Here is a 26,629-nt window from a genome sequence, read left to right on the forward strand (position 1 = left end):
AGGAGGGACGGCGCATGAGTGATGCGGCGGGCACGATTACGGTCGTCGGACTCGGCGCGGGCGATTTGGAACAACTGCCGTACGGGGTCTACCGTACATTGAAGCAGGCTAAAAAGCTCTACCTCAGAACCCGGGAGCACCCGGTGGTGGCCAGTCTGGCCGCGGAGGGTGTCGCCTACGAGTCGTTCGACGAGATTTACGAACAGCACGGGACATTTGCAGAGGTGTACGAACGGATTGTCGAGACGCTTCTGGCAAAAACGGCAGAGGAGGGCAGCATTGTCTACGCTGTGCCCGGTCATCCGCTGGTGGCGGAGCGAACTGTCCAACTGCTGCTGGAGCGGGAGGCGAACGGAGAGGTCCGTGTTGTGATCGGAGGCGGACAAAGTTTTCTCGATCCGCTGTTTGCCCGCCTGCAGATCGATCCGATCGAGGGGTTTGCCCTGCTGGACGGCACGGACATGCGGGCTGATCAGGTAAATCCGATGCTGCACACCATTATCGCTCAGGTGTATGACAGGTTTGTGGCCTCCGACGTCAAGCTGACGCTGATGGAGGTACTGCCGGACGAGCATCCAGTCACGGTGGCGACCGCAGTCGGCGTAGCCGGACAGGAGCGGATCGAAACGGTGCCGCTGTACGAGCTGGACCGGCTGGATCACTTCGGCAACCTGACACTGGTCTACGTGGCGCCGACGCAGGACGAGCGGGTGCGTTACCGGCAGTTTGCCTATTTGAAAGAGATTGTCGCCATCCTGCGCAGCCCGGATGGCTGTCCATGGGATCGGGAGCAGACCCATCAGAGCATCCGCAAGAATCTGATCGAAGAGACGTACGAGGTGCTGGAGACCATCGACGACGACGATCCCGACGCGATGTGCGAAGAGTTGGGAGACCTCCTGATGCAGATCATGCTGCATGCCCAGATGGCGGCGGAGGACGGCTACTTCACTGTAGACGACGTCGTCGCCGGGCTAAACGAAAAGCTGATTCGCCGTCACCCGCACGTGTTTGGCGACAAAAGCGCAGGCAACGCGGAGGAAGCGTTGGCCAACTGGCAGGAAATCAAGGCCCGGGAAAAGGCGGCCAAAGGCATCGAGCCTGGCTCCCGGTCGCAGTTGGACGGCATTCCGCGCGACCTGCCGGCGTTGATGTACGCCTACAAGCTGCAGAAAAAGGCGGCAGAAGTCGGGTTTGACTGGGACGACATCGCCGACGTTTTCGGGAAAGTGGAGGAAGAGTTCCGGGAGCTGCGGGAAGCTGCGCCGGAAGAGCGCGCCGGTGAACTGGGCGATCTGCTGTTTGCGGTCGTCAATCTCGCCCGCTTCCTCAAGCTGGACCCGGAGGAAGCATTGGCGAAGACCAACCGCAAATTCAAGCGCCGCTTTGCCTACATCGAGGAGAAACTGCGCCAGGCAGGCCGTACCTTTGAAGAGACCAATCTGCAGGAGATGGACGCCTGGTGGGAGGAAGCAAAACACCGCGAATAAAAGAAGGGGGGAACCGTGTCCATGAGGTTGGACAAATACCTGAAAGTGTCGCGGCTGATCAAACGGCGCACCCTGGCCAAGGAAGTGTGCGATCAGGGGCGCGTGGAAATCAACGACCGGCCTGCGAAAGCCTCCAGCACTGTCAAGATCGGCGACAAACTGGCAATTCGCTTCGGCCAGAAGATCGTCGTGGTCAAAGTGGAGGACATCAAGGAGAACCCGCGCAAGGAGGAGGCCGCTTCCCTGTACACCGTAGTAGGCGAAGTGCCGGTGCCGCGCGACGAAAAGGAAGAAGAGGACTACCTCAGAGGGTAGTCTTTTCTTTTTCTAACAAAAATTGACAATGACCAGGGAGCCTCTTATAGTAATAGCGAACAACTTACGCGAAGAATAGAGGGAGAAACTGTGGGGAAAGTCTTCTTGTTTTCAATCTTGTGGTGGCTGACCGGCAACCCGTTTGCCGCCCTGATTATCATTTTGCTTCTTTTGTATCTGCTTGATCTTCGCTTTGTCCGGCTGCTGCCCGACATTACCAAACCGTTTCGCCAAAACCGGCGTCTGGCTGCGCTCAAGCGTCAGGTAGCGCTCAATCCGCACGACACCTCGGCAAAGCTGGAGGCCGCCCGGCTGCTCATGGAGAGGCGGCGGTACCAGGAGGCATTGGCCTACCTGGAAGAGATAGCGCCGTCGATGGGAGAATCGGCCGAGTATCTGAGCGATCGCGGCATCTGCTGCCTCAAATTGGGCCGGGTGGAGGAGGGAGAGCGGCTGCTTCAGCAAGCTCTGACGATCAATCCGCGCGTCAAATACGGGGAACCGTACCTCCGGCTGGGCGAAGCCTATGCCGCCCACAACCAGCGCGAAAAGGCGCTGGGGTTCCTGGAAGAGCTGGCGTCCATGCACACGTCGTCGTGCGAGGTCTACTACAAGCTGGGGAAGCTGTACGCGGAGCTTACGCAGAAGGAACGGGCCAAGCAGGCGTTTCGCGAGGCGGTTGAGGTCTATCGCGGACTGCCGGCCTACAAGCGGCGCATGGAACGGCGGTGGGCGCTGCTGGCGTGGCTGAATCGATGAAGATCGACGCGTGAATGCGGCCTCCTGGCCATCAGGGTGCAGCGAACACGGCTGCGGGAAACACCGGAGAAAGCGGTTCGCAGGGATTTGTTACCTGTTTGTAACGACTTCTTTCCCACTCATTTCCTATGATGGAGGGAGTTGCAGGAAAAGGAGGCGTTAATGGTGAACAAAAGCGCGAAAACAGGCTTGTCCGCGCTGTTGGCCGTCACGGTGTTGACCGGGCCGTTCGCGGCAGTTCCGCAGACCGTTTATGCCTTGACCGTGGAAGATGTTTCAGCAGACGATCCGGACACGGATGAGGAGACCGAATACACGATCGAGATTGAAATCGACAAGGACCTGAAGGCCGGAGACGAGATCATCGTCAAGTTTCCCAGCGATTACAAGGTGTACAAAAGTCTGAAACGGTCGGACGTCAGCTTGGAGGATGACCGTGGCCGCTCGATCGACATCAAGAGCGTGTCAGTGAGCAAGACCACCGTCAAAGTAAAAGTGGACGAACGGGTGAAGGCGGACACGACGCTGACCCTGACGATCGACAAGATCACCAATCCGAAAAGCAAGGGCGACTACACCATCAAAGTGGAGACCTCAAACGAGTCGTCAAAAAGCTACAAGGTGTCCGTCGGCAAATCCTCAAGCAGCAACAAAACAAGCAGCAAATCGTTCGAAGTCAGCCAAAGCAGTCAAGATGCGGGAGCTTCCACCTCGCTGACGCTGGGCAAAATCAGCCTGTCCAAGTCGGACAAGTTGAAAAAGGGCAAGTACATCTACGTCGATTTCCCGGCAAAGGACATGCTGCCGAAAAGCATCGACAAATCCGATGTCAAGGTTAACAGCTACAAAGCCCAGAACGTCTCCGTCACGGACAGTGACACCGTGCGAATCGAGGTGCCCAGCGGCGCGGACGGGGACAACTACATCAAGCTGGAGTTTGCCACATCGGCGGATATTCAAAACCCGTCCGAGGCCGGAACCAGCTACGTGTACAAGGTGTCGTACAACAATCGTACGTACGAGTCGGAGAAAGTCGAGATCAAGGATTCCAAAAAGGCGTCCTTTGACGTAGCCCTCTCCGACAAGGCTCCGGGGGCCCGCAGCAGTTACCGGATGGATCTGAATTTGTCCGCCAAAGTGAGCGGCGGCACCGACATCACGGTGGAGTTTCCCAGTGTGGACATGGTCCCGCCCTTCATCTCCGAGTCCGCGATCAAGGTGAACGGCGAACAGGTGACCAACGTCGGCGTCAGCGGCGGAAAGGTTTCTTTTCGCACGCCCAGCCGGTTTAGCAGCAGCAGCAAGCTGAGCATTGAGTTTGGCCTGGATGCCTTTGTGACCAACCCGAAAACAGCGGGATCGTACGAGCTGGTCGTCACGGTGGACAAGAAAAAGTACTGGTCCAAACCGTTCGACATCACCGGTAATGCAGTTCCCGCCGCGCCGGTGGCTGTGGACAACAGCACGGCCACAGTGGGGCTGACCAAAACGGCGGCGCAGGCAGTCACCGGCCTGCAGGTCGGAATCAAGGCACTGGGCATGCCGCTGGAGAAAAACAAGGGCTTTGTCGAAATCGTACTGCCGCTCGAATTCCGCGTACCGGCGTACATCCAGCCGAACAGCGTGACCGTCAACGGGGTTGCGGCCGCGTACGTCGGCGTTCGCGGCAAGAACGTGCTCGTCTACCCGGCGCAAGACCTCCCGGTTAACGTGCCGGTCCAAATCAACGTGCTGGAGTCGGCAGGCATCGCCGCACCGGCTGCGCCGGGCACCTACAGCATCGGGGTTTATACGTCCGAACAGCAGGGAGTGCTGTTCTCCCGCCCGGTTACCATCGTGTCGCCAAACGCAGTCAGCTTCAAGGCAAACGTGGCGTCGTTTACCAAACAGGGCAAGACGCAAGCCCTGGCAGCAGCGCCGTTCACCGTAAACGGCCACACGCTGATGCCCGCGTCTTTCTTCCGCGACGCGCTCGGCATGTCCGTGACCTGGACCAAGTCCTCCGCGCGGATCGTCAGCGGGGGCACTACCATCCAGTTCACGGTCGGGTCCAAGACCGCGACCGTCAACGGCAAGGCGGTGACGCTGCCGGTCGCCGTACAGGCGCGCAACAACATGCCGGTCGTGCCGCTCCGATTCGTCGCCGAGCGGACGCAGTACAAGATCACCTACTACAACGGCAACTACACCGTGTACAAGTAAACACACGAAAGCACGCTGCCCCGTTTCCGCGGAAACGGGGCTTAGTGTTGGGGCAGCCTCACCGTCATCTTCGGTGGGGCTGTTTTTTGGTCTAAAAGGACATCCCCCTCCATACGATGGTACAAGAAGCGGTACGTTAGGAGGGAGCAGGATGAACGACCAGATGAAGCGGCCTCGCCACGAAGTCGTGATGATCAACCGCCGCAGCCTGGCGATTTCCGGAGTGAAAAACGTCGAAAGCTTTGACAGCGAGGAGTTCTTGCTGGAGACGGAAGGCGGCTATTTAACCATACGCGGCCAGAACCTGCATATGAAAAACCTCAGTCTGGAGACCGGAGAAGTGGCGATTGACGGCCTGGTTCACGAAATGGTCTATCTGGAACAAGGGCACGCCAGCGACCGGTCCAGAGGATTCTTCGGGAAGTTGTTCAAGTGAGCATTGCCGTTCAGATTCAAACGGTTCTGGTCATGTCGGCGTGCGGGGCGCTAATGGGGATGGGGTACGATACCTACCACGTCTTGACAGGAAGAAGCAGACTGCCGGCGTGGCTGTTGTTTGTTTGCGACGTGTTGTTCTGGCTGGGCAGCATGGGGCTTGTGTTTTTCATCCTGGTCAAGGTGAATGACGGCATTGTACGGTTTCCCATCTTTCTCGGCATGTTGTTTGGGGCATGGGTGTATTTTGTCATAGGAAGTAAGAAGTATATCCAATTCCTGATGGCCGTGATAAAATTTTGTAAGTGGTTATATCGAACCATTTTGCGGGTGATTGACCTGCTCATCATCCGTCCCATCCTGTTTGTCTACCGCCTGGTCTTCATGTTGCTTGCGTCTTTGTACGCGGCCGTGATGACCGTGTTCGGGTTTGGGTGGAAGCTGGCGCGTTACACCGCGTCTCCTTTTGCCAGATGGGGTCGGCATTTGGGGAAAAAAATGTACCGAAACACAACAGGATTTTGGACCAATTGGAAGAATTGGTTTCACTCTAAGAAGAAGCAGGAGTAACGACATTAGAGGTGGCCTGACATGACTACACCATCCCCCTCTCACGTCAACAGAAAAGGGCAAAAGCGCAGGATACGTCTCTTTCTGTTCTTCGTCCTCTGCCTGTTTGTCTGGATCGGCTACACACTCTACCTCCAGAGTGGAATGCTGTCTGAGAAGGAAGCGGAGCTGGAAACCCTGAAGAAGGAAGCGGCCGAGGTACAGCAGCAGCAAGCGGAGCTGTCTTACAAGGCAAGCCGTCTGTACGACCAGGAGTACATCGCCGAACTGGCGCGAAAAGAGTGGTTTCTCACCAAGCCTGGGGAGAGCATATACGTGATTCCGGAATAGTCGCTCAGGTTATCTACGAGCAGAGGGAGGCTTTCCACTTTCATGGGAGTCGAGGTAGGGAGCAAGCTTGAAGGAAAAGTGACTGGCATCACGAAATTCGGCGCGTTTGTGGAGCTGCCCGGCGGCGTGACCGGTCTCGTGCACATCAGCGAAATTGCGGACACGTATGTGAGGGATATTCACCAGCACCTGAAAGTGGGCGATGTCGTGACGGTAAAGGTATTGCACGTCCGTGACGGCAAGATTGGCCTGTCCATTAAAAAAGCCCGGGACAAGGAGCGGGGGCCGCGTCCCCAGCGGGAGCGAGGAGACGGGTTTGAAGAAAAGCTGAGCCGGTTCCTCAAGGACAGCGAAGACCGCCAGATGTCTCTGCGGAAAAAACGGGACAAGCGAGGACGAGGTCGTTAGCGAAAGGTTTTGACTTTTTTCACTTTTCTTTCTAACAAAAATGCGCAATTTGACGATAAATTGAGGAAGGGCATTTTAAAAACGTGACGAATGGTAATTATTAAGCCCGTTTCGCTAAGCGCGAATCACCTGTCAGCCGACGTTGACCGCCAAAACGTCGGTTTTTTTTGTCCCTTTGCGTCAATGAATTTGTCGCACGATTCTGAGAATGCTTCAAGGTATTTTGACAAAATTTACAAAACCTCCTCCGTATAATGGTAACCACATTGATGCCAGAACGGGGTGGTGTAACGATGATCGCAAACAAAAACATATCCGACACGGGCCATGTATGGGCGCGCCGTGTCTCACAACAATGGGAAGCGGCGACAGGCAGCTGGGGGCAAAAGGTCGCAGATACCGCACAAAAATGGCATGTCCTTCCGATGTTGATGGGCTTTTTGCTCGGACGAGCCCTGATCCTGGAGGAGCTGTCGCCGTTTGTTGTGCCGTATCTCATGGTGATGTACTACCTGCGTCGGGATTGCGTAATCATTTCGGCTGCGGCGCTGATCCTCGGGGCGTTTTCGCAGGCGATTCCGCTGGGCCTGCAGGCGACCATCAGTGTCGCACTTGGTCTGTTCGTATGCAAATGGAGCGAGCGGTTCCGGCGGAAGGATTTTTCCCGGACGCCTCTTTTGGTGTTCGTGACGGTGTTCGTCAGCCATCTGCTGTTTGCTGTCATTACCAATCAGGTAACTACGTACAAACTGGTAATGGTGGCGGTGGAGGGCGTGCTCAGCTTTGTGCTGACGCTGATCTTCATCCAGTCGCTGTCGATCGTCCATTTGGCGAAACCGTACGAACCGCTGAAAAATGAAGAAGTGGTGTCGCTCGTCATCCTGCTGGCGTCGCTGATGACGGGGACGGTGGACTGGGTTGTCGAAGGCGTCTCCATGGAACACGTGCTCTCCCGTTACCTGCTGCTGCTATTTGCCTTTACCGGCGGCGGGACGATCGGGGCAGCGGTGGGGGTCGTCACCGGTCTTATCCTCAGTCTGGCCAACGTCAGCGCGCTGCTGCAAATCAATCTGCTCGCTTTTTCCGGATTGCTGGCCGGACTGCTCAAGGAGGCGGGCAAGGCAGGGGTCTCCGCCGGGCTTTTGATCGGCACGGCGATTCTGGCGATCTACGGCGGGGCGGAGGACACCCTGTACCTGTCGTTGACCGAATCGGGACTGGCCATCCTCCTGTTCGTCCTGACGCCGGCGGCTTTGTGGAAAAAAGTCGCCCGATTCATCCCCGGCACGCCGGAAAACCTGCAATCCCACCAGGAGTACATGCGGCGCGTGCGGGATGTGACGGCGGGGAAAATCCAGCAGTTCGCCGAGCTGTTCACGCAGCTTTCCAAAAGCTTTGCCCAGACGTCCGACGCCGAGGAGCGGGAAGAACAGGCAGACGTCTTCCTGAGCCGGGTGACCTCGTTTACCTGCCAGAAGTGCTGGAAAAAAGAACAGTGTTGGGAAAAGGATACGCAGGCCACGTATCAAGGGATGCGCTGGCTGGCGGAAAAACTGTACGAAACCGGCACGCTGGCCGGCGTTACTCCGCCGCGCGACTGGGAGCGCAAATGTGTCAAGGTGGACAAGGTGTTTACCGTAATGGAGCAGGAATTCGAACGGGAGCAGTCATTTGAGCAGTTGAAGCGGCAGGTGCGGGAAAGCCGCAAGCTGGTGGCCGACCAACTGTCAGGTGTCTCCCGGGTGATGAGCGATTTTGCCCGCGAGATTCAGCGGGAGGGCATGGAGCTGACCCTGCAGGAAAAGCAGGTGTCGCAGGCCCTGGAAGGACTGGGGCTGTCTGTGCGTCGTGTGGAGATCCATAACCTGGAGGAAGGCAAGGTAGACATCGAGATCAGCCAGCCGACCTGTTACGGACGGGACGAGTGTGCCAAAATCGTCGCTCCGATGCTGACCGAAATCCTGGGCGAGAACATCGTGGTGAGGGAGCGGCACTGCGAGCCGCAAAAGGATGGGGCGTGCCGGATGTGCCTTGCTTCCGCCAAAGCGTTCGACGTCGACATCGGAGTGGCCGGCGCCGCCAAGGACGGCAAGCTGTTGTCCGGCGACAGTTTCCGCACGATGGATCTGGGCAACGGCAAGATGGCCTTGGCGATCAGCGACGGTATGGGTAACGGCGAGCGGGCGTATCTGGAGAGCCAGTCGGCGTTGGACATGCTGCAGCAGCTGCTCCGGTCGGGTATCGACGAAAAACTGTCGATCAAGACCGTCAATTCCGTACTGGCGCTGCGCTCCACCGACGAGATGTTTGCCACGGTCGATCTCGCGCTGATCGACCTGCAGACCGCCCATGTCAGGTTTGTCAAAATCGGCTCTACCCCCAGCTTCATCAAACGGGGGGATGACGTCATCACTGTAACCGCCAGCAACCTGCCCGCCGGCATATTGGAGGATATCGAGGTGGATGTGGTTACGCGGACATTGAAGCCAGGCGACCTGCTAATCATGATGTCCGACGGCATTTACGAGGCGCCCCGACACATCGAAAACAGGCAGGTCTGGATGAAGCGGATGATTTCCGAACTGCAGACGGACGACCCGCAGGAAGTGGCCGACCTGCTTTTGGAGCGGGTGATCCGGCAGCACTCCGGCAGCATTGTCGACGATATGACCGTGCTGGTGGCTCGCCTCGACCGTTTTGTGCCGCAGTGGTCGGCCATCCAGGTGCACGGGATGCCCAAGCTGGAACGGCCGCGGGTCGTGAGCTGAAAGGTATGATTCCCTTCCCCTCTGTCGATACTGGTAGCGAAATACAAATATAGGCAGAATGGGGAGATTTTTGTGAAAGAAGCTACACTGCGGCAAATTCTGGTCGTTACAGACGGCTGCTCCAATGCCGGCATAAGCCCGGTGGCAGCAGCGACACTGGCCAGGGAACAAGGCATAACGGTAAACGTCATCGGCGTGATTGAAAAGGGCGATATGGGCGAGCAGGGGGAAAAGGAAATCCGCGAGATCGCAAATGCGGGCGGAGGTCTGTACGACATCGTTTACCCGCAGCAGTTGGCGCAAACGGTGCAGATGCTGACGCGAAAAGCCATGACTCGAACGATCCACCATGTCGTCAACAAGGAATTGAAGGAGATTTTAGGCGATTCCGCCATCGACGTGCTGTCTCCGGAAAAGCGGGTCCAGGTAGCAGGCATGGTGGACGAGCTGGGGGAACGGAGCCGTCTGGACGTGGTCATGCTTGTCGATACGTCCGGCAGCATGAAATCGAAGCTCAGCGCTGTTCAGCAGGCGATCCACGATTTCAGCATCAGCTTGCGCTCACGCAGCGGGCAGAGCCGCATGGCCGTTTGTTCATTTCCTGGGAAACAAAAGCATCTGGATGTGCGCATTCCGTGGACAGATCAGGTAGAACAGGCGCATCAGCTGACGTCCGGGCTGACCATGAGCGGAATCACGCCTACCGGACCGGCGATCGTAGAAGCGATTGCGCTCTTTGAGCACGTACAGCTCCCGGCTTCGCTGTCCGAACGCTTCCGTAACGAACAGGAAGAAGACGACGGCAGTCTGCGCGACCATGTCTTCTAACAAACCGACGATACCCGACCTGCCCCTGCAGTTTTGCGGCAAATGGAACCAAAAGTCGTACCGCGTCCTGCGGGAGCTGGGACGCGGGGCGAATGGCGCCGTGTATCTGGCCGCCCAGGGAGGCGTGCGGCGGGCCGTCAAAGTCGGGGCGGAGGGCATGGACCTTTTAATGGAAGTGAACGTGCTGAAAAGCGTGCAGCAGGGGCGGGATGCTCGCGTGGCGCCGCTGGTCAGCGACGTGGATGATCTGGTCATCAACGGCAAGACCTTTACCTTTTACGCTATGGAATACCTGGAGGGGGAGCAGTTGGATCGCTATGTCAAACGGATGGGGACCGATTGGGTGCCTATCCTGATGATCCAACTGCTGGCCCGGTTGGAGATACTGCACCGACACGGCTGGGTGTTCGGCGACCTGAAACCGGAAAACGTGATGGTCACCCATGCGGACAAGCAGGTTCGGCTCATTGATTTCGGAGGCGTCACCAAAATGGGGAACGCAGTCCGCCAGTTCACGGAGGAGTACGACCGCGCCGCATGGCAGGCGGGTGACCGGCGGGCCGACATCGCGTACGACCTGTTTTCCCTGGCGGTCATGGCCGTGCGTCTGTCGGCAGATCCGGAAATGTGGAAAAGCAGGCGCCAGGAACCGCGTCAAACCAGTCTGCTCTGTGATATAATACGGAACAGTGACAGCCTGTACCCGTATCGGGTTTCCCTTGTAAAAGCGCTTCACGGCAAGTACGCATCTGCAGGGGAGATGCGGTCGGAGATGCTCGCCATCGTGCGCGAGCGTACGATCGGCCATCGGGGCAAACAGGCGTCCGACTCTGCGGGTAAGCTGGTGGGAGGGCTGTTTGTCGCCTCCTTGCTGCTGCTTGCGGGGACTCTGTATTACGCATGGATGATGTGAAGGGTGTGACTTGTCGGTGTCCCCAGACTTGGTTATGGATACGTGCCTGTTGGCAGGCGAAATCATGTTGAAGAACGGCGGCGAGACGTACCGCTCAGAGGAAACAATGACGTTGATCGCGCGGGCGGCCGGTATGGATTCGGTCAACAGCTCGGCGACGCCGACCAGCATTATTCTTTCGTTTCGCATCAATGGGGAGGACCATACGCGTATGATTCGCACCCCCCACCGAACCATTGATCTGAACAAGGTCACGCTTGCCAACGACGTGTCCCGCCGCTTTGTCTCCGGGCAAATCACCTTGCAGCAGGCGTATCGGATGCTTTGTGAAATCGATCAGAAAACAACCATTTATCCGAAGTGGTTGCAGCTTGTGGCGGCTGGCATGGCCAGCGGCTCTTTTGCCATGCTTTCCGGCGGATATTGGTACGAACTGCTGCCGGCTGCGTTGGCGGCCGTAACGGTCAGATTAAGCTCCGATTTTTTTGAACAGTTATTCCGGGTGAAATTTTTCTTTGAGTTTGTCTCCGCGCTGTTGGGCGGAATGCTGGCACTGCTTATCGTTACGCTGTTTCCCGAACTGCGCATCAGCGTCCTCATCATCGGGGCGATGCTGCCGCTGTTTCCAGGTATTGCCATTACCAACTCGCTGCGGGACCTGATGGCCGGCGATCTGGTGGCCGGCGTGTCCAGAGGAGCGGAAGCGCTGCTCACGGCACTGTCCGTGGCAGCGGCGACAGCGGTTACCCTGTGGTTCACGAGGTGAGGTGCGATGATTCTGTTGAAAGGTTTGGGATTGAGTTTGTGTTCTTCGATCGCGTGGGGAATGCTGTTTAACGTGCCCGTCCGTACACTGCTGGCCTGTGGTTTGGCCGGCATGACGGGATGGCTGGTCTTTTCCCTGCTGCCGCTGTGGGGGGCGGAAGTGATGCTCTCCACGTTTGCCGCGGCGACGGCTGTCTCGCTGTTGAGCCAACTGCTTTCCATCTTTCTGCGCGTCCCGTCGACCAACTTTAGCGTAGCCGGCATTATTCCCCTGGTGCCCGGTTCGCTGGCCTACAAGGCGATGCTTGCCTTCGTCAACGGTCAGAACATGGAGGGAATATCGCTGGCTACGCAGACGGCGATGGTGGCCGGTGCGATTGCCTTCGGGCTGATTTTTGGCGTGTCGCTCGTGACCATCTGGAAAGGAGTCCGCCATGCGAAAAAACGTGCTGGAAAACGTGCGCAGCCACATTGAGCGGGAGGGGCTGTTGACGTCGGGCGACACCATCGTGGTCGGCCTGTCCGGCGGAAACGACTCGACGGCGCTTCTGCATATCTTGTGGTCGCTAAATCAACACTATCCCTATGGCTGGACACTGCACGCGGTGCACCTCAACCACGGCTTTCGCGGAGAAGAAGCGAGTGAGGACGCCCGCTGCGCGGAGGCTCTCTGTCGGCGGCTCGGGGTCGCGTTTCACCTGTTTGAACGGAATGTCCCCGCTTATATGGAAGAAACGGGGATGGGGGCACAGGAAGCCAGCCGGGCGATTCGCTACGAGCTGTACAGGCAAGTGGCTCAACGTCACGGCGCGGGCAAAGTGGCGCTGGGGCACCATGCCGACGATCAGGTGGAGACGATCCTGTTTCGGTTGCTGCGCGGAACGAGGCTGCACGGCCTGACTGGCATGCCGCAGCGCCGCTGGCTGGAGGAGGGCAAAATCGAGCTGGTGCGCCCGCTGCTGTCGACCAGCCGGTCCGATCTGGAGCGCTACTGCCGCGAGAACGGCCTTGCGCCGCGTGAGGACAGCAGCAACCGCTCGCGAAAGTACAAGCGCAATCTGCTCAGGCTGGACGTCATGCCGCTGTTGGAGCAGGTGAACGAACGCTACCGCGAACACATCCTGTCGCTTTCGGATGCGGTGCGGCAGGATGAGGCGTATCTGCAGCGGGAAAGCGAACGGCGCCTGGAACAGGTGGTAACCCGGAGGAAACCGGACGCTGTAACGGTTGATATTGACAAATTTCAAACTTGTGACGTTGCTTTACAAAGGAGAATGATTACTCTAATATTAAGTTATCTCTCAAGGCAAACCGAATGGTCTTCGCAGCATGTGGAGGCCGTTTTGCACATGATAGAGGGTAACCGTCCATCAGCCGAGCTGCATTTGCCCGAACAGGTGACCGTACAGCGAATGTACGGGCAGGTTTGTTTCCGGCGTGATGGACGTCATCGCCAGATACACGGTTTTCGATACCCGCTTGTTGTCCCAGGGACGACTTTGATCGCGGAGAGCGGAACCAGGATACATACGGTTATTCGTGAAAGCCCGGTCGATTGGGCACAACTGCCGGACAATGCGGTCGTTTTTGATGCGGATCGGCTTCCCGGACCGCTGTTCGTACGCAGCCGAACCCCGGGTGACCGGTTCACCCCGTTTGGTGCAGAACATGCCAAAAAGCTGAAAGAGCTCCTGATCGACGCCAAGGTGCCGCTGGCGTGGCGGGACAAACTGCCGCTTGTGGTGTCGGGAGAGGAGTTGATCTGGGTGCCCGGCGTCCGCCGTTCCGCCACAGCGCCTGTCGATGATCAGACCAGGCGGGTTTTGTACATGGAAGTTGAGTTTGGAGAAGATTGGCGGGAGGTTTTATTATGAATGACGACATCAAGAAGATCTTGCTGACACAGGAAGAAATCGCTGCAAAAGTAAAAGAGCTGGGTGACATTCTCAGCGAGGAATACCGGGACAAAAACCCGCTGGTCATTTGCGTGCTGAAAGGGGCCGTTTTGTTCATGGCTGACCTGATCCGGCAGATGAACATCCCCTGCGAAATGGACTTTATGGCCGTCTCCAGCTACGGCAGCGGCACGGAGTCGAGCGGCATGGTCAAAATCTTGAAGGACCTGGACACCTCCGTACAGAACCGGCACGTGTTGGTCGTTGAGGACATCATGGACAGCGGTCTCACCTTGAGCCGTCTGGTGGAACTGCTTCGCCACCGGGAGGCAGCTTCGGTCAAAGTGGTGACGCTTCTGAACAAGCCGGAACGGCGCAAAGTGGACATTTCGCCGGACTACAGCGGCTTTACCATTCCGGACGAATTCGTGGTCGGCTACGGGCTGGATTATGCCGAGCGGTACCGCAACTTGCCGTACATCGGCGTGTTGAAACCGGAAGTGTACACCAAGTAGCTTTGTTGTGAAGACCCTGCTTCCTATGGTAAAATGTGAAAAGTGTCTGTTCGTGAGAGGAGGTAAGGAATGAATCGCTTTTTTCGTAACACCGGGTTCTACCTACTAATATTTCTTGTCACGGTCGGGATCGTGAATTTTATCCTCTCCGGTTCTGATAAGGTTGCGAAACTTACATATCAGGAATTCCGGGTACAACTGCAAGCTAACAACATTAGTGAGCTTTCCCTTCGTCCCGAGGGCAGCACCTATCGCGTGGAAGGTACGTTGCTGAAATCTCAGGGACAGGAAAACGAAAAGTTTATCACGTACGTGCCGTTGTACGATTCGGATATGATCGCGCTGCTGAACGAAAAGATTGATGCACAAAAAGTGAAACGGGTCGAATTTGGCCCGCAGGAAGGGAACAGCATCTGGCTGACGTTCCTGACCTCGATCATTCCTTTTGTCATCATCTTCATCCTGTTCTTCTTCCTCTTGAATCAGGCCCAGGGCGGCGGCAGCCGGGTGATGAACTTCGGCAAAAGCCGCGCGAAGCTGTACAACGAAGAGAAGAAACGCGTTACATTTGACGATGTGGCAGGGGCAGACGAAGAGAAGGCGGAGTTGGAGGAAGTCGTCGATTTCCTCAAGGACCCGCGCAAATTCAACGCAGTCGGTGCCCGCATCCCCAAAGGCGTGCTGCTGGTCGGCCCTCCGGGTACGGGTAAAACCCTGCTGGCGCGAGCCGTAGCAGGCGAGGCAGGTGTGCCGTTTTTCAGCATTTCCGGTTCTGACTTCGTGGAGATGTTTGTCGGCGTGGGTGCATCCCGCGTGCGCGACCTGTTTGAAAACGCAAAGAAAAACGCGCCATGTATTATTTTTATCGACGAGATTGACGCCGTCGGCCGCCAGCGCGGTGCGGGGTTGGGCGGCGGCCATGATGAACGCGAGCAGACGCTGAACCAATTGCTCGTGGAAATGGACGGGTTCGCCGGCAACGAAGGCATTATCATCATCGCTGCCACCAACCGTCCGGACATTCTGGACCCGGCCCTGCTGCGTCCGGGACGTTTTGACCGACAAATTACCGTAGACCGCCCGGACATCAAAGGACGGGAAGCGGTGCTGAAAGTCCACGCCCGCAACAAGCCGCTCGGCGACGATGTGAAGCTGGACGTCATCGCCCGCGGGACCTCGGGCTTTACCGGCGCCGATCTGGAGAACCTGCTGAACGAAGCGGCACTCCTGACCGCCCGGAAAAACAAGAAGCAGATCAGCATGGAAGAGGTAGACGAGGCGATCGACCGCGTCATCGCCGGACCGGCCAAGAAATCCCGCGTCATCAGCGAGGAAGAACGCCGTCTCGTGGCATATCACGAAGCGGGTCACACCATCGTCGGCTATCATTTGAAAAATGCGGAAATGGTGCACAAGGTGACCATCATTCCGCGCGGTCAGGCAGGCGGTTACACCGTCATGCTGCCAAAAGAAGACCGCTTTTTTGCCACCAAGTCCGATCTGCTTGACAAGATCACCGGTCTGCTGGGCGGACGGGTTGCAGAAGAGCTGGTGCTGGGCGACATCAGTACCGGTGCGCACAATGACTTCCAGCGCGCGACAGCAATTGCTCGCAGCATGATCACCGAGTACGGCATGAGCCGTCTGGGCCCGATGCAGTTCGGCCGCAACCAGGGACAGGTGTTTCTCGGCCGCGACATCGGCCACGAGCGCAACTACTCCGACCAGATCGCCTACGAGATCGACCAGGAGATGCAGCGCATCATCAACGAGTGCTACGAGCGATGCAAAGAGCTGCTCATCAAGCACCGCGACCAGCTCGAGCTGGTGGCGACCACGCTCCTGCGCGTCGAAACGCTGGATGCGGAGCAGATCAAGCGGCTGATCGAAACGGGCAAACTGGAAGAAGACGACACGGCAGCGGACAACAGCGATGTCGTAGTCAATATCCAGCCCAAAAAGGACGAAGAGACAAACGAAGAACCGAAGGCATAAGGAGCGCCGAGAGCGCTCCTTTCCTTTTCCATACATTTCCCTTTTCTGTATAAAGAAAATATGTTCTCTTGGTTGTTTTTGCCTTGGGTTTTTTGCCTAGATAGGTGAAGGCGACATTATGACCGGTCAAAGTCGCTCAGAGAACAGAAAGGGGAAATGTCTTATGGCTAAATATTTTGATTATATGAAAAAATTTGGCCGTCCGCTAAACAATCATTCACTTGGCCCTGAGATGATCATTATCAAAACCAAACTTGATAACATTCGTACCGAAACCATTTTGCGCCCGCTGTCCAAAACTGATTACACGGGAATCAATGGTGGGTTCTTTGCAGCAGACAGCTATGACGAACCACCGACAGAAGGTCGTTCCATTGCGTATAACGAGTTTGACGAAGGAGATAAGGTAACCTATAAAGGACGGACGCTTCCGGAGATCTACGAGTATAACGGTACAGCCAAGAATCAGAAATCCAGAAAAACAGCCGTTCTTTATGAAAAGAAAGGAACCATCAAGGCTGACTACATGTATGCTCGAAACTTGGATGACGTCAAAGCTCGTTATGACAATATTACCAATGTAATTGGGGGAACCAGCTTTGCGGAATCGGATTGGTCTCCTTTGGCATACCAGTTACCTACCTATCGAACGATTTTCGCTTGGGACGATACAAATGCATATCTGATCGCATTCACGGACCCTGTCACTGTTCCTCATGCGAAACAGTCTATTGAGTTTATTGGTTTGGATCCTAAGAATGCCATCGTATTGGATGGATCAGGTTCTACTTCCATTCAGGTATACGATGACGGTAATCGGAAGAAAAACTATTGCTTTTACGGAGAAGATCGTTATCTGTTTAACATCGTCAGGGTGAAAAAGGATTATTAAATCTGTAAGTGAATATATTATATTGGACCAATTCCTATGGGAGTTGGTCTTTTTTCCTGATGAAATCTCGCTTGAGAAACTCGATAAGAAATGGGTAATGCATGATACGTATCTACTTGAAATTCCATAAAAATGAATTCTTAATAAATTTTGTTATTTGTCGCTTTCTTATGGTACTATATATAGAGGGGGAATCTGAAAATGATGAAAAACAAGCAGATATGGGTGTTATTGTTGGGTATTAACCTTATCATGGGTGCTTACATGGCTGCCCTTGAGTTAATTATCAATTACTATGACCCTGGTTTGGACAGTTTCGAGAAGGTTTCCAAACAAATGCCCTTTTTTGCTTTTTTCTACTTGTGGGGTTTGTTTTCAATTGCTACTCTAATCAAAAATGGTTTGAGTGTATGGTTCAAGCGGTGGTTGACCCAAAAAATAAGCGTGAACAGCTTTATTTACTACTCATTGCTGGCGATCATGTTTACCCTTTGGTACATGTATGAGATACACCCTGTTTCTGCCTTTTTGTATCCACTCATTCCCGTATCAGAAACATTACTGTTTGCTCTTGTATTTGAAAGAAATGTACAATTGACAAAAAGAAATGGGTGAGTATAACGAGATTATCTGGATGGACCATTCGGGAACAGCCCCCGGCTTACCGGCACGTGGGCGGGGAGCACTACGTCGCTTGTCATCTGGTGTGATCGGGATTTATGCGTACCTCCTATTGAAACTCGGGACAGAATCGGGTACAGTGAAGGTGGATCAACGGAACACGAACGGAATGAAAAAGTGCAGGAGCGGCAGCCTGCGCTTTTCTATTAGCAAAGGAGGAGATGGCGTTGTTTTCCCAACTGCGCTTGGCGGCTTTTGACATGGACGGTACGTTGTTGAACGAGGACGCACGGATGACGGAGGCGACTCGGGAGGCGTGCCGTCTGCTCCAGGCCAGCGGCTGCAAGCTGGTGCTGTCGACGGGCAGAACGTACCCGTCGGCCCGACTTCCGATTGACGGCTTTCCCTTTGACGGCTACGTCTGCAGCAACGGGGCGGCCGTGTACGAAGCGGACGGACGGCTGGTGCAGCGCACCTTTTTGCCGGCGGACATGGTGCGGGAAGTGGTGGATACACTTCGGCAGGAACTGCTGTATTACGAACTGCACGACACGGCCGGCAACCGCTGGATGGTGCAGGAAGACCGGGAGCGCATCGAAACGCTGATCGGGGAGGATGCTTCGGTGGAAGGCCTGGAGCTGCGCCGCCATGCGTTTTACGAGTGGGCCCGCGTCGCACCGCTGGAGGAGATGATGCGGCTGGTATCGACAGGCGAAGCGGAGATCGTCAAGCTGTTTATCTGGCACCCTGTACCGGAGCAGCTGGAACCGGTGCGTCAGCGCCTGGAACAGTGGGGCGAGTCAGCGGCGATCACTACCTCGGGTCCGTACAACATCGAGGTGATTCCCAAACACGCGTCCAAGTGGGAGGGACTTCTTTATTTTATCCGCAAGTGGGGCTTTACCCCGGAACAGGTCATGGCGTTTGGCGACGCGGACAACGACCGCGAAGCGCTGACCCATGCCGGCTACTCCGTGGCGATGGAGAATGCGGACCCGGCGATCAAAAAAATCGCCCGGTTTATTGCCCCGCACCACAATGAAGACGGGGTCGCCCGGTTTATCCGGGAACGTGTGCTCGGGCGCGGGTAAAAACCAGCAGTTCCCCCAAGGACAATACATTGACAAGGGGGAGCATTGGGATTACAATGGCCCTAAGTTACGACACCATGTAGGGGGATATTCCATGGAAGCCTTGGCGTTAGAGAAGAAAGCGCAGCGAAATGCTGAGTTACGCGAACGGCTGATGCAGTTGAAAAAAGAACGCAATGCCATTATCTTGGCTCACTACTACCAACGGCCGGAGATTCAGGAAGTGGCTGACTATATTGGCGATTCGTTTGGTTTGGCCCAAAAGGCGAAAGAGACCGATGCGGACGTGATACTGTTCTGCGGCGTTCACTTCATGGGAGAAAGTGCAAAAATTCTCAATCCCAACAAGAAGGTGATCATTCCCGACGAGCGGGCCGGCTGTCCGATGGCGGACATGGTCAACGTGGAAGGCCTGCGCCGCCTCAAAGCTCAGCACCCCAACGCCAAAGTCGTGGCGTACATTAATACTTCGGCAGACGTGAAAGCGGAAACATACATCTGCTGTACGTCTTCCAACGCCAAACGCGTGATCGAGTCCATCGACAGTGACGAGATCATCTGGGTGCCGGACAAAAACCTGGGCCACTACGTCTCCCAGTTTACCGACAAGAAAATGATCATCTGGGAAGGGTACTGCAACACCCACGACCAGCTTTCCGTCGAAGACATCATGACGTTGAAACGGCAGCATCCCAACGCGCTGGTCGTCGTCCATCCGGAGTGCCGTCCGGAAGTGGTCGCCCTGGCAGACTACGTCGGTTCCACGACGGGAATTTTGAAGTTCTGCCGCGAGTCCTCCCACAAGGAGTTCATCATCGGGACCGAAGACGGCACGCGCTACATGCTGGAGAAGGACAGTCCGGACAAAACCTTTATCTTTGCGTCGAAGTACCTGGTCTGCCCGAACATGAAGGTAAACAACCTGAAAAAATGCGTGGAAGCCTTGGAAAACATGAAGCCGGAAATTTACGTGCCGGAGGATATCGCCAACCGTGCTCGCGCTTCGTTGGAGCGCATGCTGGAAGTGGCGCCGGCGTAACGACACAGGCGAGCAAACAGGAAAAAACCTGCACCCGTGTGCACGATGCGCGAGGGTGCAGGTTTTTGCTTGTGGGGGCACATGCAGCGGGCGCGTCCCCGGCAAGACAGGGCCCGCATAATTACGATGGCATCGGGGTAGGCGTCGGTTCGGCGTAGCCTTCCTTGTAGGTGTCGTCGATAAACTGGCGGATTTCCTTGACCGATTTGCCCTCCTGCTTCAGTTTGGACGAGACGATGGCGATTTCCATGCAGACGCCGCAGCGTGTGCCGTGATCGTCCCAGACGATGGAGCCGTCTTCCCGTTCTTCCTTGATAAAGCAGTTGCCGTTGTGCTGATGGCCGGCGCTTTCCCCGCAGCCGCAGTAGCATGGAATGGATTTCAACAGGTCGCGGTTGGCGGCGGCGATTTTATAGGCCGCTGCGATCTGGGGGTCCAGATCGTTCAAAAAGCTGGGCAGTTGGTCCGCCGAGGCGGTCAATTCCTGCAGGTCTCCATTGGGGGCGTGCTGTTGGTGACCGGAGTGGTCGCCCTGGGCATTATCCTGCCCGTCGCAGCCGGCAATCAGGGCCGCCGCCAGGAGACTGATGGCGAGCAACGGTTTCCGTTTCATGCGGGACATACCTCCTTGCGACAATCATATCATATCCTTGTGCAGAAAGTGTGAAAGCCAGCAGGTAAATCGGAATAAATCCTATTTACATCCCGGTCATCTGTCTGTATAATTAAGAACGACATCTTGTAAATCGTAATGATTATGAATTTGGAGAGGACGAGTAAGGATGAAAAAGAGCCTGTTAACTATACTGAGTGTCATCACGGCGGCAGCGCTTGCCGGCTGCGGAGCGCAGGACGCCTCCCAAAACGGGCCCCAGACAGATGCGGGCGCGTCAAAACTGAAAGTATACACCTCCATCTATCCGCTGGAGTTCGCGGCCAAGCGGATCGCCGGCGATCACGCCGAGGTAACCAACATCGTGCCGACCGGCGTTGAACCCCACGATTTTGAACCGACGGCACAGGACATGGTCGGCCTGTCGGGAGCCGATCTGTTCATCTACAACGGCAATGGCTTTGAGGCGTGGGTGGACAAGGCGGTCGAGGGTCTCGACAAAAATAAAACGGTTGTGATCAACGCCACGGAAGGATTGGAACTGCTCAAGGCCGCGGAGGGTCACCAGCACGGTGACGAACATCAGGAAGGGAGCGCGGAACACGGACACGAGGAGCATGAGGAAGGAGGCTCGACAAAGGCCCACGAGCACGAGCACGGGCAGTTTGACCCGCACGTATGGCTCGACCCGACCATGCTGAAGGAGCAGGCCGAAAAGATCAAGGCGGCGCTGGCGCAAAAAGACCAGGCGCACGCGGCCGATTACGAAGCGAACTTCAAGCAGCTGGCCAGCGACTTGGACCAGCTTGACCAGGAGTTTCAGGAGATGGTGGCAAAGGCGCCGAAAAAAGAATTTATGGTCTCTCACAGCGCATTTGCTTACCTGGCGAACCGTTATGGTTTGAAACAGGTGGCCATCTCCGGACTTAACCCGGCGGATGAACCGTCCCCTTCCGACATGAAGGAACTGGTGGAGCACATCAAGGAGCACAACATCTCCTACGTTCTGTTTGAAACGCTGGTCTCTCCGAAAGTGGCGGAGGTCATCGCCAAAGAGGCAGGCGTGAAAACGGGCACGCTCAACCCCTTGGAAGGACTGACGGAACAAGAAGCTCAGTCCGGCAAGGATTATCTCTCCATCATGCGCGACAATCTGAACATGCTGCGCACAGCGCTGCAGTAAGAAGACGAGATTGTCCTCCGAGTGTGCTTGCCCGTGCCGGTGAATGCGAAGGATATGTGTATACTTGAGGATTTTGGCTAATCGTAGTAGGATGAAGGGAGCAAATCTGAATAAATCCGATTTGAGAAGGGATTGTCTTATGGAACGGACGCATCACAAAGAGGCCGTGGTACAGCTCACTTCGGTCAGCTTTCAATACGAAGATAAAGTGGTGCTGGACGACGTCACCTTTACGCTGGAGCGGGGGGATTTTGTCGGCATCGTCGGTCCCAACGGGTCGGGCAAATCGACATTGATGAAGCTGATCCTCGGTCTGCTGCCGGCGACCAAAGGGAAGGTGGAGCTGTTCGGTCAGCCGCTCTCCCGGTTCCGCGACTGGACCAAGATCGGTTACGTCGCCCAGCAGGCTGCCCACGGCGCGGGCGGTTTTCCGGCTACCGTGCGGGAAGTGGTCTCCTCCGGCCTGGTGGGCAAGGTCGGGCTGTTCCGCCGCCTGAAGCCGCACCATCACGAGAAGGTGCGGGACGTGGTGGAACGCGTCGGCTTGGCGGAAAAGCTGGATCAGCGGATCGGCAGCCTGTCTGGCGGTCAGCTCCAGCGGGTGTTTATCGCCCGGGCGCTGGTGGCGGAGCCGGAACTGCTGATCCTCGACGAACCAACGGTGGGCGTGGATCAGGAATCGATCGAGCAGTTTTACGAGCTGCTGCGCTCGCTCAAGGAAGAGAACGGCATGACGATGATGATCGTCAGCCACGATGTGGGCGTGATGACCCAGTGGGTGAACAAGGTGGCCTGCCTGCAGCGGCGGCTGCACTTCCACGGGACGGCGGACGAGTTTGCCCACAGTCACGAGCGCATCTTGCAGCAGATGTACGGCGATACGGTGAAGCTGCTCGCTCATCATCATTGACAATCGGGGAACGGAAAGAAGGAGCATGACCATGCTGGCTGACTGGTGGCAGTATGACTTTTTGCGTTACACCCTGCTGTCCGGGGTGCTGATCGGACTGATTTGTCCCATATTGGGGACGTTTTTGATTGTGCGCCGCCTGTCGATGATGGCGGACGGACTGTCCCACGTGACGCTTTCCGGCGTCGCGGCGGGGATGCTGCTGTCCAAAAAGGTGGCGCTGTTTCAAGCGGTCAATCCGCTGTTTTTCGGCATGTTGTTTTCGGTGGCAGGATCGCTGTTTATCGAGCGGTTGAGAAAGGTATACAAATCGTATCAGGATTTGGCGATACCGATCATCATCTCCGGCGGGCTGGGGCTGTTTACGGTATTGATCAGCATCGCCAAAGGATTTAACGCCGACCTGTACTCGTACTTGTTCGGGAAGATCGTCGCCGTGACCAAGGACGACTTGTATGCGCTGATTGGCGTGGCGGCGGTGGTGCTGGTCACCGTGTTTTTGCTGTACAAGGAGCTGTTTGCCGTCTCGTTCGACGAGGAATTTGCCCGCGTCTCCGGGGTGGCTCGCCGGTCGATCAACCTCTGGTTCATGGTGCTGGTCGCGCTGACGATCGCGGCGTCGATGCGGATTGTCGGCGTGCTCTTGATCTCGGCGCTGATCACCATACCGGTGGCGGCCAGCCTGCAGATTGCCGGCAGCTTCCGCCAGACGATCCTGTACGCGATCGTCTTCGCGGAGATGTCCGTGCTGGTCGGCCTCTACCTTGCTTATCTGCTGGACTGGGCTTCAGGTGGTACCATTGTATTGATGGCTGTTCTCATCTTGGTTGCGGTATTGGGAGTGAAACGGCTGAGGGCCGCTCTGCGGTAAGACCATAGTAAGCGGGAAGGAGCGTTGGCGATGACGGTAGAAGAAGCGCTGCAGATATTGAAAGAAAACGGATACAAATACACCGGCAAACGGGAAGAGATGATCCGCATCTGCGCGGAAGAGAAACGGTACCTGTCGGCCAAGGAAATCATGGAGCGAATCAGGGACCACTACCCCTCCCTCAGCTTTGACACAGTCTATCGCAACATCTCCACATTTGTGAAACTGGGCATCCTGGAAGAGACGGAGCTGGACGGGGAAGGAAAGTACCGGCTGGCCTGCTCGGTTGACGGCCACCACCATCATCACGTGATTTGCACGGTATGCGGCAAGACGTCGGCACTGCCCGGCTGTCCGATGAGCGTGCTGCAATCGATCCCGGAGGAATTCCAGGTGACCGGCCACAAATTTGAGGTATACGGTACGTGCAAGGAGTGCCGGCCGGCACAGTGAGCGGCCGTCTGTACAGGAAAAAAGGCGCGCTCTCTGTAAATGGGACGTAATGGATTGGACGCAAGCGAACGCATGAGCGAAACATGCTGCCTGAAAATGGGCGGCATGTTTTCTTTTTTGCCGCTCCCGTTTTTGGGGGAGCCGGGTAGTGACAAATGTTTTCCGCTGGCTGTAACGAGCGGCGATCGGCCATCTGCTTGTTTATCGGGCGGCATACCGGCTTTTGGCGGCAAACGGGTATTTGCTATAATGAGTGGGACAAGATGTGCCATTTGATCACACGGAAGAGAGAAGGGACACAGCGGCATGATTCCCCGTTATATCGTTGACTTTGACCTGCATACGCTGCCTCGTGTAAAAACGGACGTGGCGGTGATCGGCGCCGGGATTGCCGGGTTGTACACGGCACTTCAGGCGAGCGAGTACGCCGACGTGGTACTGATCAGCAAAAAGGGGCTGGACGACAGCAATACCCGCTGGGCCCAGGGAGGGATCGCCGCTGTGACGGCCAAATCGGACTCCCCCGCGCTGCACCGGCAGGATACGTTGATCGCCGGAGCGGGCCTCTGCTCGTACGCAGCGGTGGAGGTGCTGGTGCACGAAGGACCGGAGCGGTTGAAAGAGCTGATCGCGTACGGTACGAAATTTGACAAGGACGCCCAGGGGCGCTATGAGCTGACCAAAGAGGGAGCGCACAGCAAGCGGCGGATCCTGCACGCCCACGGCGACGCGACCGGGGCGGAGATCGTCCGCGCCTTGTCCGCCCGTGTGCGCGATCAAGCCAACATCACCGTGCTGGAAAACCACTTCGCGATCGATGTGGTGACACAGGACGGCGAGTGCGTCGGAGTCATCGTGCAGAACCAGGAAGGCGGCCTGTTTTTCCTCGAATCAAACGCAACCGTGCTGGCGACGGGGGGAGCGGGACAGCTCTACCGCTACACGACCAACCCCGACATCGCCACGGCGGACGGGATCGCGATGGCGTACCGCGCCGGGGCACGGATCAAGGACGTGGAGTTTATTCAATTTCATCCCACCGCGCTTTACTACCCGGGAGCGCCCCGTTTTCTCATCTCGGAGGCGGTGCGCGGGGAAGGAGCCATTTTGCGCAACACCAGCGGCGAGAGGTTCATGGAAAAATACCACCCGCAAAAAGAACTGGCTCCCCGCGACGTCGTGGCCCGGGCGATCGTGTCGGAGATGGAAAAGACCCATTCGTCCTACGTATACCTGGATATTACTCATGAGTCGGAAGAGCTGATCAAGCACCGGTTTCCGACCATCTACCGGTTCTGCCTGCAGTACGGGCTGGACATGGTGACGGACTGGATTCCGGTGGCGCCCGCCTGCCACTACATCATGGGCGGGGTGCAGACGGATCTGAATGGCGAGACCTCCACCAGGCGGCTGTTTGCCTGCGGCGAGGTGTCCTGCACGGGGGTGCACGGTGCCAACCGGCTGGCGAGCAACTCGCTGTCGGAGGCGGTGGTGTTCGGTCACCGCATCGTTCGCCGCATCCGCGAGCTGACGCCGCTGCCCGAGGTGCGTCCGTTTGCCGCGGTGGAGCCAAAGCGGACATCCCGCAGCGTGGACACGCGGGAACAGCGGGTCCGCTTGCAAAAACTGATGCTGCGCCACGTGGGCTTGAAACGGCATGAGAAAGGACTGCGAAAAGCGCTGGACGAGCTGGAGCGCATGCAGCAGTTTTGTTACGGAACGTACAGTGACCGGGAATCGTTTGAGTTTCTCAACCTGCTGAATACCGCCGTGCTGACGACGCGCGCGGCACTGCTGCGGGAGGAAAGCCGGGGCGGTCACTATCGCATTGATTTCCCCAACAAGGACGACCTGATTTGGCGCAAGCACATCATCCAATCGATCGGCGAAGGCGTGCGCGAGGAGAGTGAACAGTACGATGTGGAGTAAACGGGAATTGCAGCGCAAAATCGAAGAGTGGCTGCAGGAAGATATCGGATTTGGCGACGTGACTACAATGAGCACCATCCCGGAAACGGCGCAGGGCGTCGGGATTCTGTACGCAAAGGAAGCGGGCGTCATCGCCGGTCTGCCGGTGGCGCAGTTGGTGTTTGAAACAGTGGACCCGACGCTGTCCTTTACCGCGCTGGTGAAGGAAGGGGCCCGCGTCGAAAAGGGGGAGCAGATCGCCGAAGTGAGCGGTTCGGTCCGCTCCATTCTCAGCGGAGAGCGGCTGGCGCTCAACCTGCTGCAGCGCCTCTCCGGCATCGCCACCCGGACCAGCGAGTACGCCCAAGCGGTCTCCGGCACCAAGGCGCGGGTGGTGGATACGCGCAAAACCACACCGGGGCTGCGCATGCTGGAGAAGTACGCGGTCCGCGTCGGCGGCGGTCACAACCACCGCTACGCCTTGTATGACGCGGTGATGATCAAGGACAACCACATCAAGGGCGCCGGCGGCATTGCCCAGGCGGTGGCTTCGGCCCGGGCGGCGGTTCCGCACACGATGACGATTGAGGTGGAGACGGAGACGCTCGACCAGGTGCAGGAGGCGCTGGACGCAGGGGCGGACATCATCATGTTGGACAACATGCCGCTGGACGTAATGAAACAGGCGGTGACGCTGATTGGCGGCCGCGCCGTGGTGGAAGCCTCCGGCGGCGTCACGCTGGACACAATCCGTTCCATCGCGGAGACGGGTGTGGACGTCATCTCCGTCGGGGCGCTGACGCATTCGGTCAAGGCGCTGGATATCAGTCTCGATCTCAATACACGTAAACGGTAAGGGG

The 26,629-nt window shown here is 56.8% G+C and carries 27 protein-coding genes; 26 read left to right on the forward strand and 1 reads right to left on the reverse strand.

Features of this window, described 5'->3' with window-relative positions; genetic code table 11:
• The first annotated feature begins 14 nt into the window (after positions 1-14).
• From mazG to nadA, 20 genes are all read left to right on the forward strand, one after another.
• The gene (gene mazG, locus IRT44_RS05770) at positions 15-1,490 is read left to right on the forward strand and encodes a bifunctional methyltransferase/pyrophosphohydrolase YabN (protein ID WP_171567209.1); all 1,476 of its coding nucleotides are present in this window, start codon (positions 15-17) and stop codon (positions 1,488-1,490) included.
• A 21-nt stretch (positions 1,491-1,511) separates the two neighbouring features.
• The gene (locus tag IRT44_RS05775; protein WP_029098019.1) at positions 1,512-1,805 is read left to right on the forward strand and encodes an RNA-binding S4 domain-containing protein; all 294 of its coding nucleotides are present in this window, start codon (positions 1,512-1,514) and stop codon (positions 1,803-1,805) included.
• A 90-nt stretch (positions 1,806-1,895) separates the two neighbouring features.
• Positions 1,896-2,564 carry a tetratricopeptide repeat protein gene (locus IRT44_RS05780; RefSeq protein ID WP_230077611.1) on the forward strand — a complete coding sequence of 223 codons (669 nt, stop codon included), beginning with the start codon at positions 1,896-1,898 and terminating at the stop codon, positions 2,562-2,564.
• Positions 2,565-2,726: 162 nt separating this feature from the next.
• Positions 2,727-4,766: a copper amine oxidase N-terminal domain-containing protein gene (locus IRT44_RS05785; protein ID WP_230077612.1), complete on the forward strand. Its 2,040-nt coding sequence runs from the start codon at positions 2,727-2,729 to the stop codon at positions 4,764-4,766.
• A 151-nt stretch (positions 4,767-4,917) separates the two neighbouring features.
• Positions 4,918-5,202 (forward strand): sporulation protein YabP, encoded by a 285-nt coding sequence (gene yabP / locus IRT44_RS05790; RefSeq protein ID WP_171567212.1) that lies wholly within the window; start codon positions 4,918-4,920, stop codon positions 5,200-5,202.
• Positions 5,199-5,771, forward strand: a complete 573-nt coding sequence (yabQ, locus tag IRT44_RS05795) for a spore cortex biosynthesis protein YabQ (RefSeq protein ID WP_171567213.1) — start codon at positions 5,199-5,201, stop codon at positions 5,769-5,771. Before yabP ends, yabQ begins: the two co-directional genes overlap by 4 nt.
• A gap of 21 nt (positions 5,772-5,792) precedes the next feature.
• On the forward strand, positions 5,793-6,101 hold the full coding sequence (locus tag IRT44_RS05800; protein ID WP_171567214.1) for an FtsB family cell division protein: 309 nt from the start codon (positions 5,793-5,795) through the stop codon (positions 6,099-6,101).
• 42 nt (positions 6,102-6,143) lie between these two features.
• Positions 6,144-6,509 (forward strand): S1 RNA-binding domain-containing protein, encoded by a 366-nt coding sequence (locus IRT44_RS05805; protein WP_171567215.1) that lies wholly within the window; start codon positions 6,144-6,146, stop codon positions 6,507-6,509.
• A gap of 293 nt (positions 6,510-6,802) precedes the next feature.
• On the forward strand, positions 6,803-9,277 hold the full coding sequence (gene spoIIE / locus IRT44_RS05810) for a stage II sporulation protein E (RefSeq protein WP_230077613.1): 2,475 nt from the start codon (positions 6,803-6,805) through the stop codon (positions 9,275-9,277).
• 72 nt (positions 9,278-9,349) lie between these two features.
• Complete coding sequence (locus tag IRT44_RS05815; RefSeq protein ID WP_171567217.1) at positions 9,350-10,105, forward strand: vWA domain-containing protein; 756 nt, start codon at positions 9,350-9,352, stop codon at positions 10,103-10,105.
• On the forward strand, positions 10,095-11,018 hold the full coding sequence (locus IRT44_RS05820; protein ID WP_171567218.1) for a serine/threonine protein kinase: 924 nt from the start codon (positions 10,095-10,097) through the stop codon (positions 11,016-11,018). The genes IRT44_RS05815 and IRT44_RS05820 overlap by 11 nt, the downstream gene beginning before the upstream one ends.
• A 16-nt stretch (positions 11,019-11,034) precedes the next feature.
• On the forward strand, positions 11,035-11,784 hold the full coding sequence (locus tag IRT44_RS05825) for a threonine/serine exporter family protein (protein ID WP_171567219.1): 750 nt from the start codon (positions 11,035-11,037) through the stop codon (positions 11,782-11,784).
• Positions 11,785-11,790: 6 nt separating this feature from the next.
• Positions 11,791-12,258 (forward strand): threonine/serine exporter family protein, encoded by a 468-nt coding sequence (locus IRT44_RS05830; RefSeq protein ID WP_216369542.1) that lies wholly within the window; start codon positions 11,791-11,793, stop codon positions 12,256-12,258.
• Entirely contained in the window at positions 12,230-13,657 is a 1,428-nt protein-coding gene (gene tilS, locus IRT44_RS05835; RefSeq protein WP_171567257.1) for a tRNA lysidine(34) synthetase TilS, read from the forward strand. Before IRT44_RS05830 ends, tilS begins: the two co-directional genes overlap by 29 nt.
• The gene (gene hpt / locus IRT44_RS05840; RefSeq protein ID WP_171567220.1) at positions 13,654-14,193 is read left to right on the forward strand and encodes a hypoxanthine phosphoribosyltransferase; all 540 of its coding nucleotides are present in this window, start codon (positions 13,654-13,656) and stop codon (positions 14,191-14,193) included. Before tilS ends, hpt begins: the two co-directional genes overlap by 4 nt.
• Positions 14,194-14,262: 69 nt before the next feature.
• On the forward strand, positions 14,263-16,188 hold the full coding sequence (gene ftsH, locus IRT44_RS05845) for an ATP-dependent zinc metalloprotease FtsH (RefSeq protein WP_171567221.1): 1,926 nt from the start codon (positions 14,263-14,265) through the stop codon (positions 16,186-16,188).
• A 163-nt stretch (positions 16,189-16,351) separates the two neighbouring features.
• A complete protein-coding gene (locus tag IRT44_RS05850; RefSeq protein WP_044898674.1) occupies positions 16,352-17,080 on the forward strand; it encodes a hypothetical protein in 729 nt (242 codons plus the stop codon).
• Positions 17,081-17,281: 201 nt separating this feature from the next.
• Entirely contained in the window at positions 17,282-17,695 is a 414-nt protein-coding gene (locus IRT44_RS05855; protein WP_029098003.1) for a hypothetical protein, read from the forward strand.
• Positions 17,696-17,922: 227 nt separating this feature from the next.
• Positions 17,923-18,792, forward strand: a complete 870-nt coding sequence (locus tag IRT44_RS05860; protein WP_171567222.1) for an HAD family hydrolase — start codon at positions 17,923-17,925, stop codon at positions 18,790-18,792.
• A gap of 94 nt (positions 18,793-18,886) precedes the next feature.
• The gene (nadA, locus tag IRT44_RS05865) at positions 18,887-19,831 is read left to right on the forward strand and encodes a quinolinate synthase NadA (protein ID WP_171567223.1); all 945 of its coding nucleotides are present in this window, start codon (positions 18,887-18,889) and stop codon (positions 19,829-19,831) included.
• A gap of 121 nt (positions 19,832-19,952) precedes the next feature.
• Here the strand turns inward: nadA and IRT44_RS05870 are convergent, their stop codons facing one another.
• Complete coding sequence (locus IRT44_RS05870) at positions 19,953-20,444, reverse strand: PCYCGC domain-containing protein (RefSeq protein WP_230077614.1); 492 nt, start codon at positions 20,442-20,444, stop codon at positions 19,953-19,955.
• A 169-nt stretch (positions 20,445-20,613) separates the two neighbouring features.
• Between IRT44_RS05870 and IRT44_RS05875 the strand changes: the two genes are divergently transcribed.
• The 6 genes from IRT44_RS05875 (at position 20,614) to nadC (ending at position 26,625) form a co-directional block, all read left to right on the forward strand.
• Positions 20,614-21,627, forward strand: a complete 1,014-nt coding sequence (locus tag IRT44_RS05875) for a metal ABC transporter substrate-binding protein (protein WP_212132607.1) — start codon at positions 20,614-20,616, stop codon at positions 21,625-21,627.
• A gap of 139 nt (positions 21,628-21,766) precedes the next feature.
• Complete coding sequence (locus IRT44_RS05880; protein WP_171567226.1) at positions 21,767-22,537, forward strand: metal ABC transporter ATP-binding protein; 771 nt, start codon at positions 21,767-21,769, stop codon at positions 22,535-22,537.
• Positions 22,538-22,568: 31 nt separating this feature from the next.
• Positions 22,569-23,408, forward strand: coding sequence for a metal ABC transporter permease (locus IRT44_RS05885; RefSeq protein WP_171567227.1), 840 nt, complete (start codon positions 22,569-22,571; stop codon positions 23,406-23,408).
• 30 nt (positions 23,409-23,438) lie between these two features.
• Entirely contained in the window at positions 23,439-23,861 is a 423-nt protein-coding gene (locus IRT44_RS05890) for a Fur family transcriptional regulator (RefSeq protein ID WP_171567228.1), read from the forward strand.
• A 306-nt stretch (positions 23,862-24,167) separates the two neighbouring features.
• Positions 24,168-25,790, forward strand: a complete 1,623-nt coding sequence (gene nadB, locus IRT44_RS05895; RefSeq protein ID WP_171567229.1) for an L-aspartate oxidase — start codon at positions 24,168-24,170, stop codon at positions 25,788-25,790.
• Positions 25,780-26,625, forward strand: a complete 846-nt coding sequence (gene nadC, locus IRT44_RS05900) for a carboxylating nicotinate-nucleotide diphosphorylase (protein WP_171567230.1) — start codon at positions 25,780-25,782, stop codon at positions 26,623-26,625. The genes nadB and nadC overlap by 11 nt, the downstream gene beginning before the upstream one ends.
• The last annotated feature ends 4 nt before the right edge of the window (positions 26,626-26,629 follow it).

It is taken from the genome of Brevibacillus sedimenti (assembly GCF_020923495.1).
Taxonomy (GTDB): Bacteria; Bacillota; Bacilli; order Brevibacillales; family Brevibacillaceae; genus Brevibacillus; species Brevibacillus aydinogluensis.

Excerpts from the sequence above, each read along its gene's own strand:
- mazG (WP_171567209.1), top strand. The coding sequence starts at position 15 with ATGAGTGATGCGGCGGGCACGATTACGGTCGTCGGACTCGGCGCGGGC.
- IRT44_RS05775 (WP_029098019.1), top strand. The coding sequence starts at position 1,512 with ATGAGGTTGGACAAATACCTGAAAGTGTCGCGGCTGATCAAACGGCGC.
- IRT44_RS05785 (WP_230077612.1), top strand. The coding sequence starts at position 2,727 with ATGGTGAACAAAAGCGCGAAAACAGGCTTGTCCGCGCTGTTGGCCGTC.
- yabP (WP_171567212.1), top strand. The coding sequence starts at position 4,918 with ATGAACGACCAGATGAAGCGGCCTCGCCACGAAGTCGTGATGATCAAC.
- IRT44_RS05800 (WP_171567214.1), top strand. The coding sequence starts at position 5,793 with ATGACTACACCATCCCCCTCTCACGTCAACAGAAAAGGGCAAAAGCGC.
- IRT44_RS05805 (WP_171567215.1), top strand. The coding sequence starts at position 6,144 with ATGGGAGTCGAGGTAGGGAGCAAGCTTGAAGGAAAAGTGACTGGCATC.
- spoIIE (WP_230077613.1), top strand. The coding sequence starts at position 6,803 with ATGATCGCAAACAAAAACATATCCGACACGGGCCATGTATGGGCGCGC.
- IRT44_RS05820 (WP_171567218.1), top strand. The coding sequence starts at position 10,095 with ATGTCTTCTAACAAACCGACGATACCCGACCTGCCCCTGCAGTTTTGC.
- IRT44_RS05830 (WP_216369542.1), top strand. The coding sequence starts at position 11,791 with ATGATTCTGTTGAAAGGTTTGGGATTGAGTTTGTGTTCTTCGATCGCG.
- hpt (WP_171567220.1), top strand. The coding sequence starts at position 13,654 with ATGAATGACGACATCAAGAAGATCTTGCTGACACAGGAAGAAATCGCT.
- ftsH (WP_171567221.1), top strand. The coding sequence starts at position 14,263 with ATGAATCGCTTTTTTCGTAACACCGGGTTCTACCTACTAATATTTCTT.
- IRT44_RS05850 (WP_044898674.1), top strand. The coding sequence starts at position 16,352 with ATGGCTAAATATTTTGATTATATGAAAAAATTTGGCCGTCCGCTAAAC.
- IRT44_RS05855 (WP_029098003.1), top strand. The coding sequence starts at position 17,282 with ATGATGAAAAACAAGCAGATATGGGTGTTATTGTTGGGTATTAACCTT.
- IRT44_RS05860 (WP_171567222.1), top strand. The coding sequence starts at position 17,923 with ATGGCGTTGTTTTCCCAACTGCGCTTGGCGGCTTTTGACATGGACGGT.
- nadA (WP_171567223.1), top strand. The coding sequence starts at position 18,887 with ATGGAAGCCTTGGCGTTAGAGAAGAAAGCGCAGCGAAATGCTGAGTTA.
- IRT44_RS05870 (WP_230077614.1), bottom strand. The coding sequence starts at position 20,444 with ATGAAACGGAAACCGTTGCTCGCCATCAGTCTCCTGGCGGCGGCCCTG.
- IRT44_RS05875 (WP_212132607.1), top strand. The coding sequence starts at position 20,614 with ATGAAAAAGAGCCTGTTAACTATACTGAGTGTCATCACGGCGGCAGCG.
- IRT44_RS05880 (WP_171567226.1), top strand. The coding sequence starts at position 21,767 with ATGGAACGGACGCATCACAAAGAGGCCGTGGTACAGCTCACTTCGGTC.
- IRT44_RS05885 (WP_171567227.1), top strand. The coding sequence starts at position 22,569 with ATGCTGGCTGACTGGTGGCAGTATGACTTTTTGCGTTACACCCTGCTG.
- IRT44_RS05890 (WP_171567228.1), top strand. The coding sequence starts at position 23,439 with ATGACGGTAGAAGAAGCGCTGCAGATATTGAAAGAAAACGGATACAAA.
- nadB (WP_171567229.1), top strand. The coding sequence starts at position 24,168 with ATGATTCCCCGTTATATCGTTGACTTTGACCTGCATACGCTGCCTCGT.
- nadC (WP_171567230.1), top strand. The coding sequence starts at position 25,780 with ATGTGGAGTAAACGGGAATTGCAGCGCAAAATCGAAGAGTGGCTGCAG.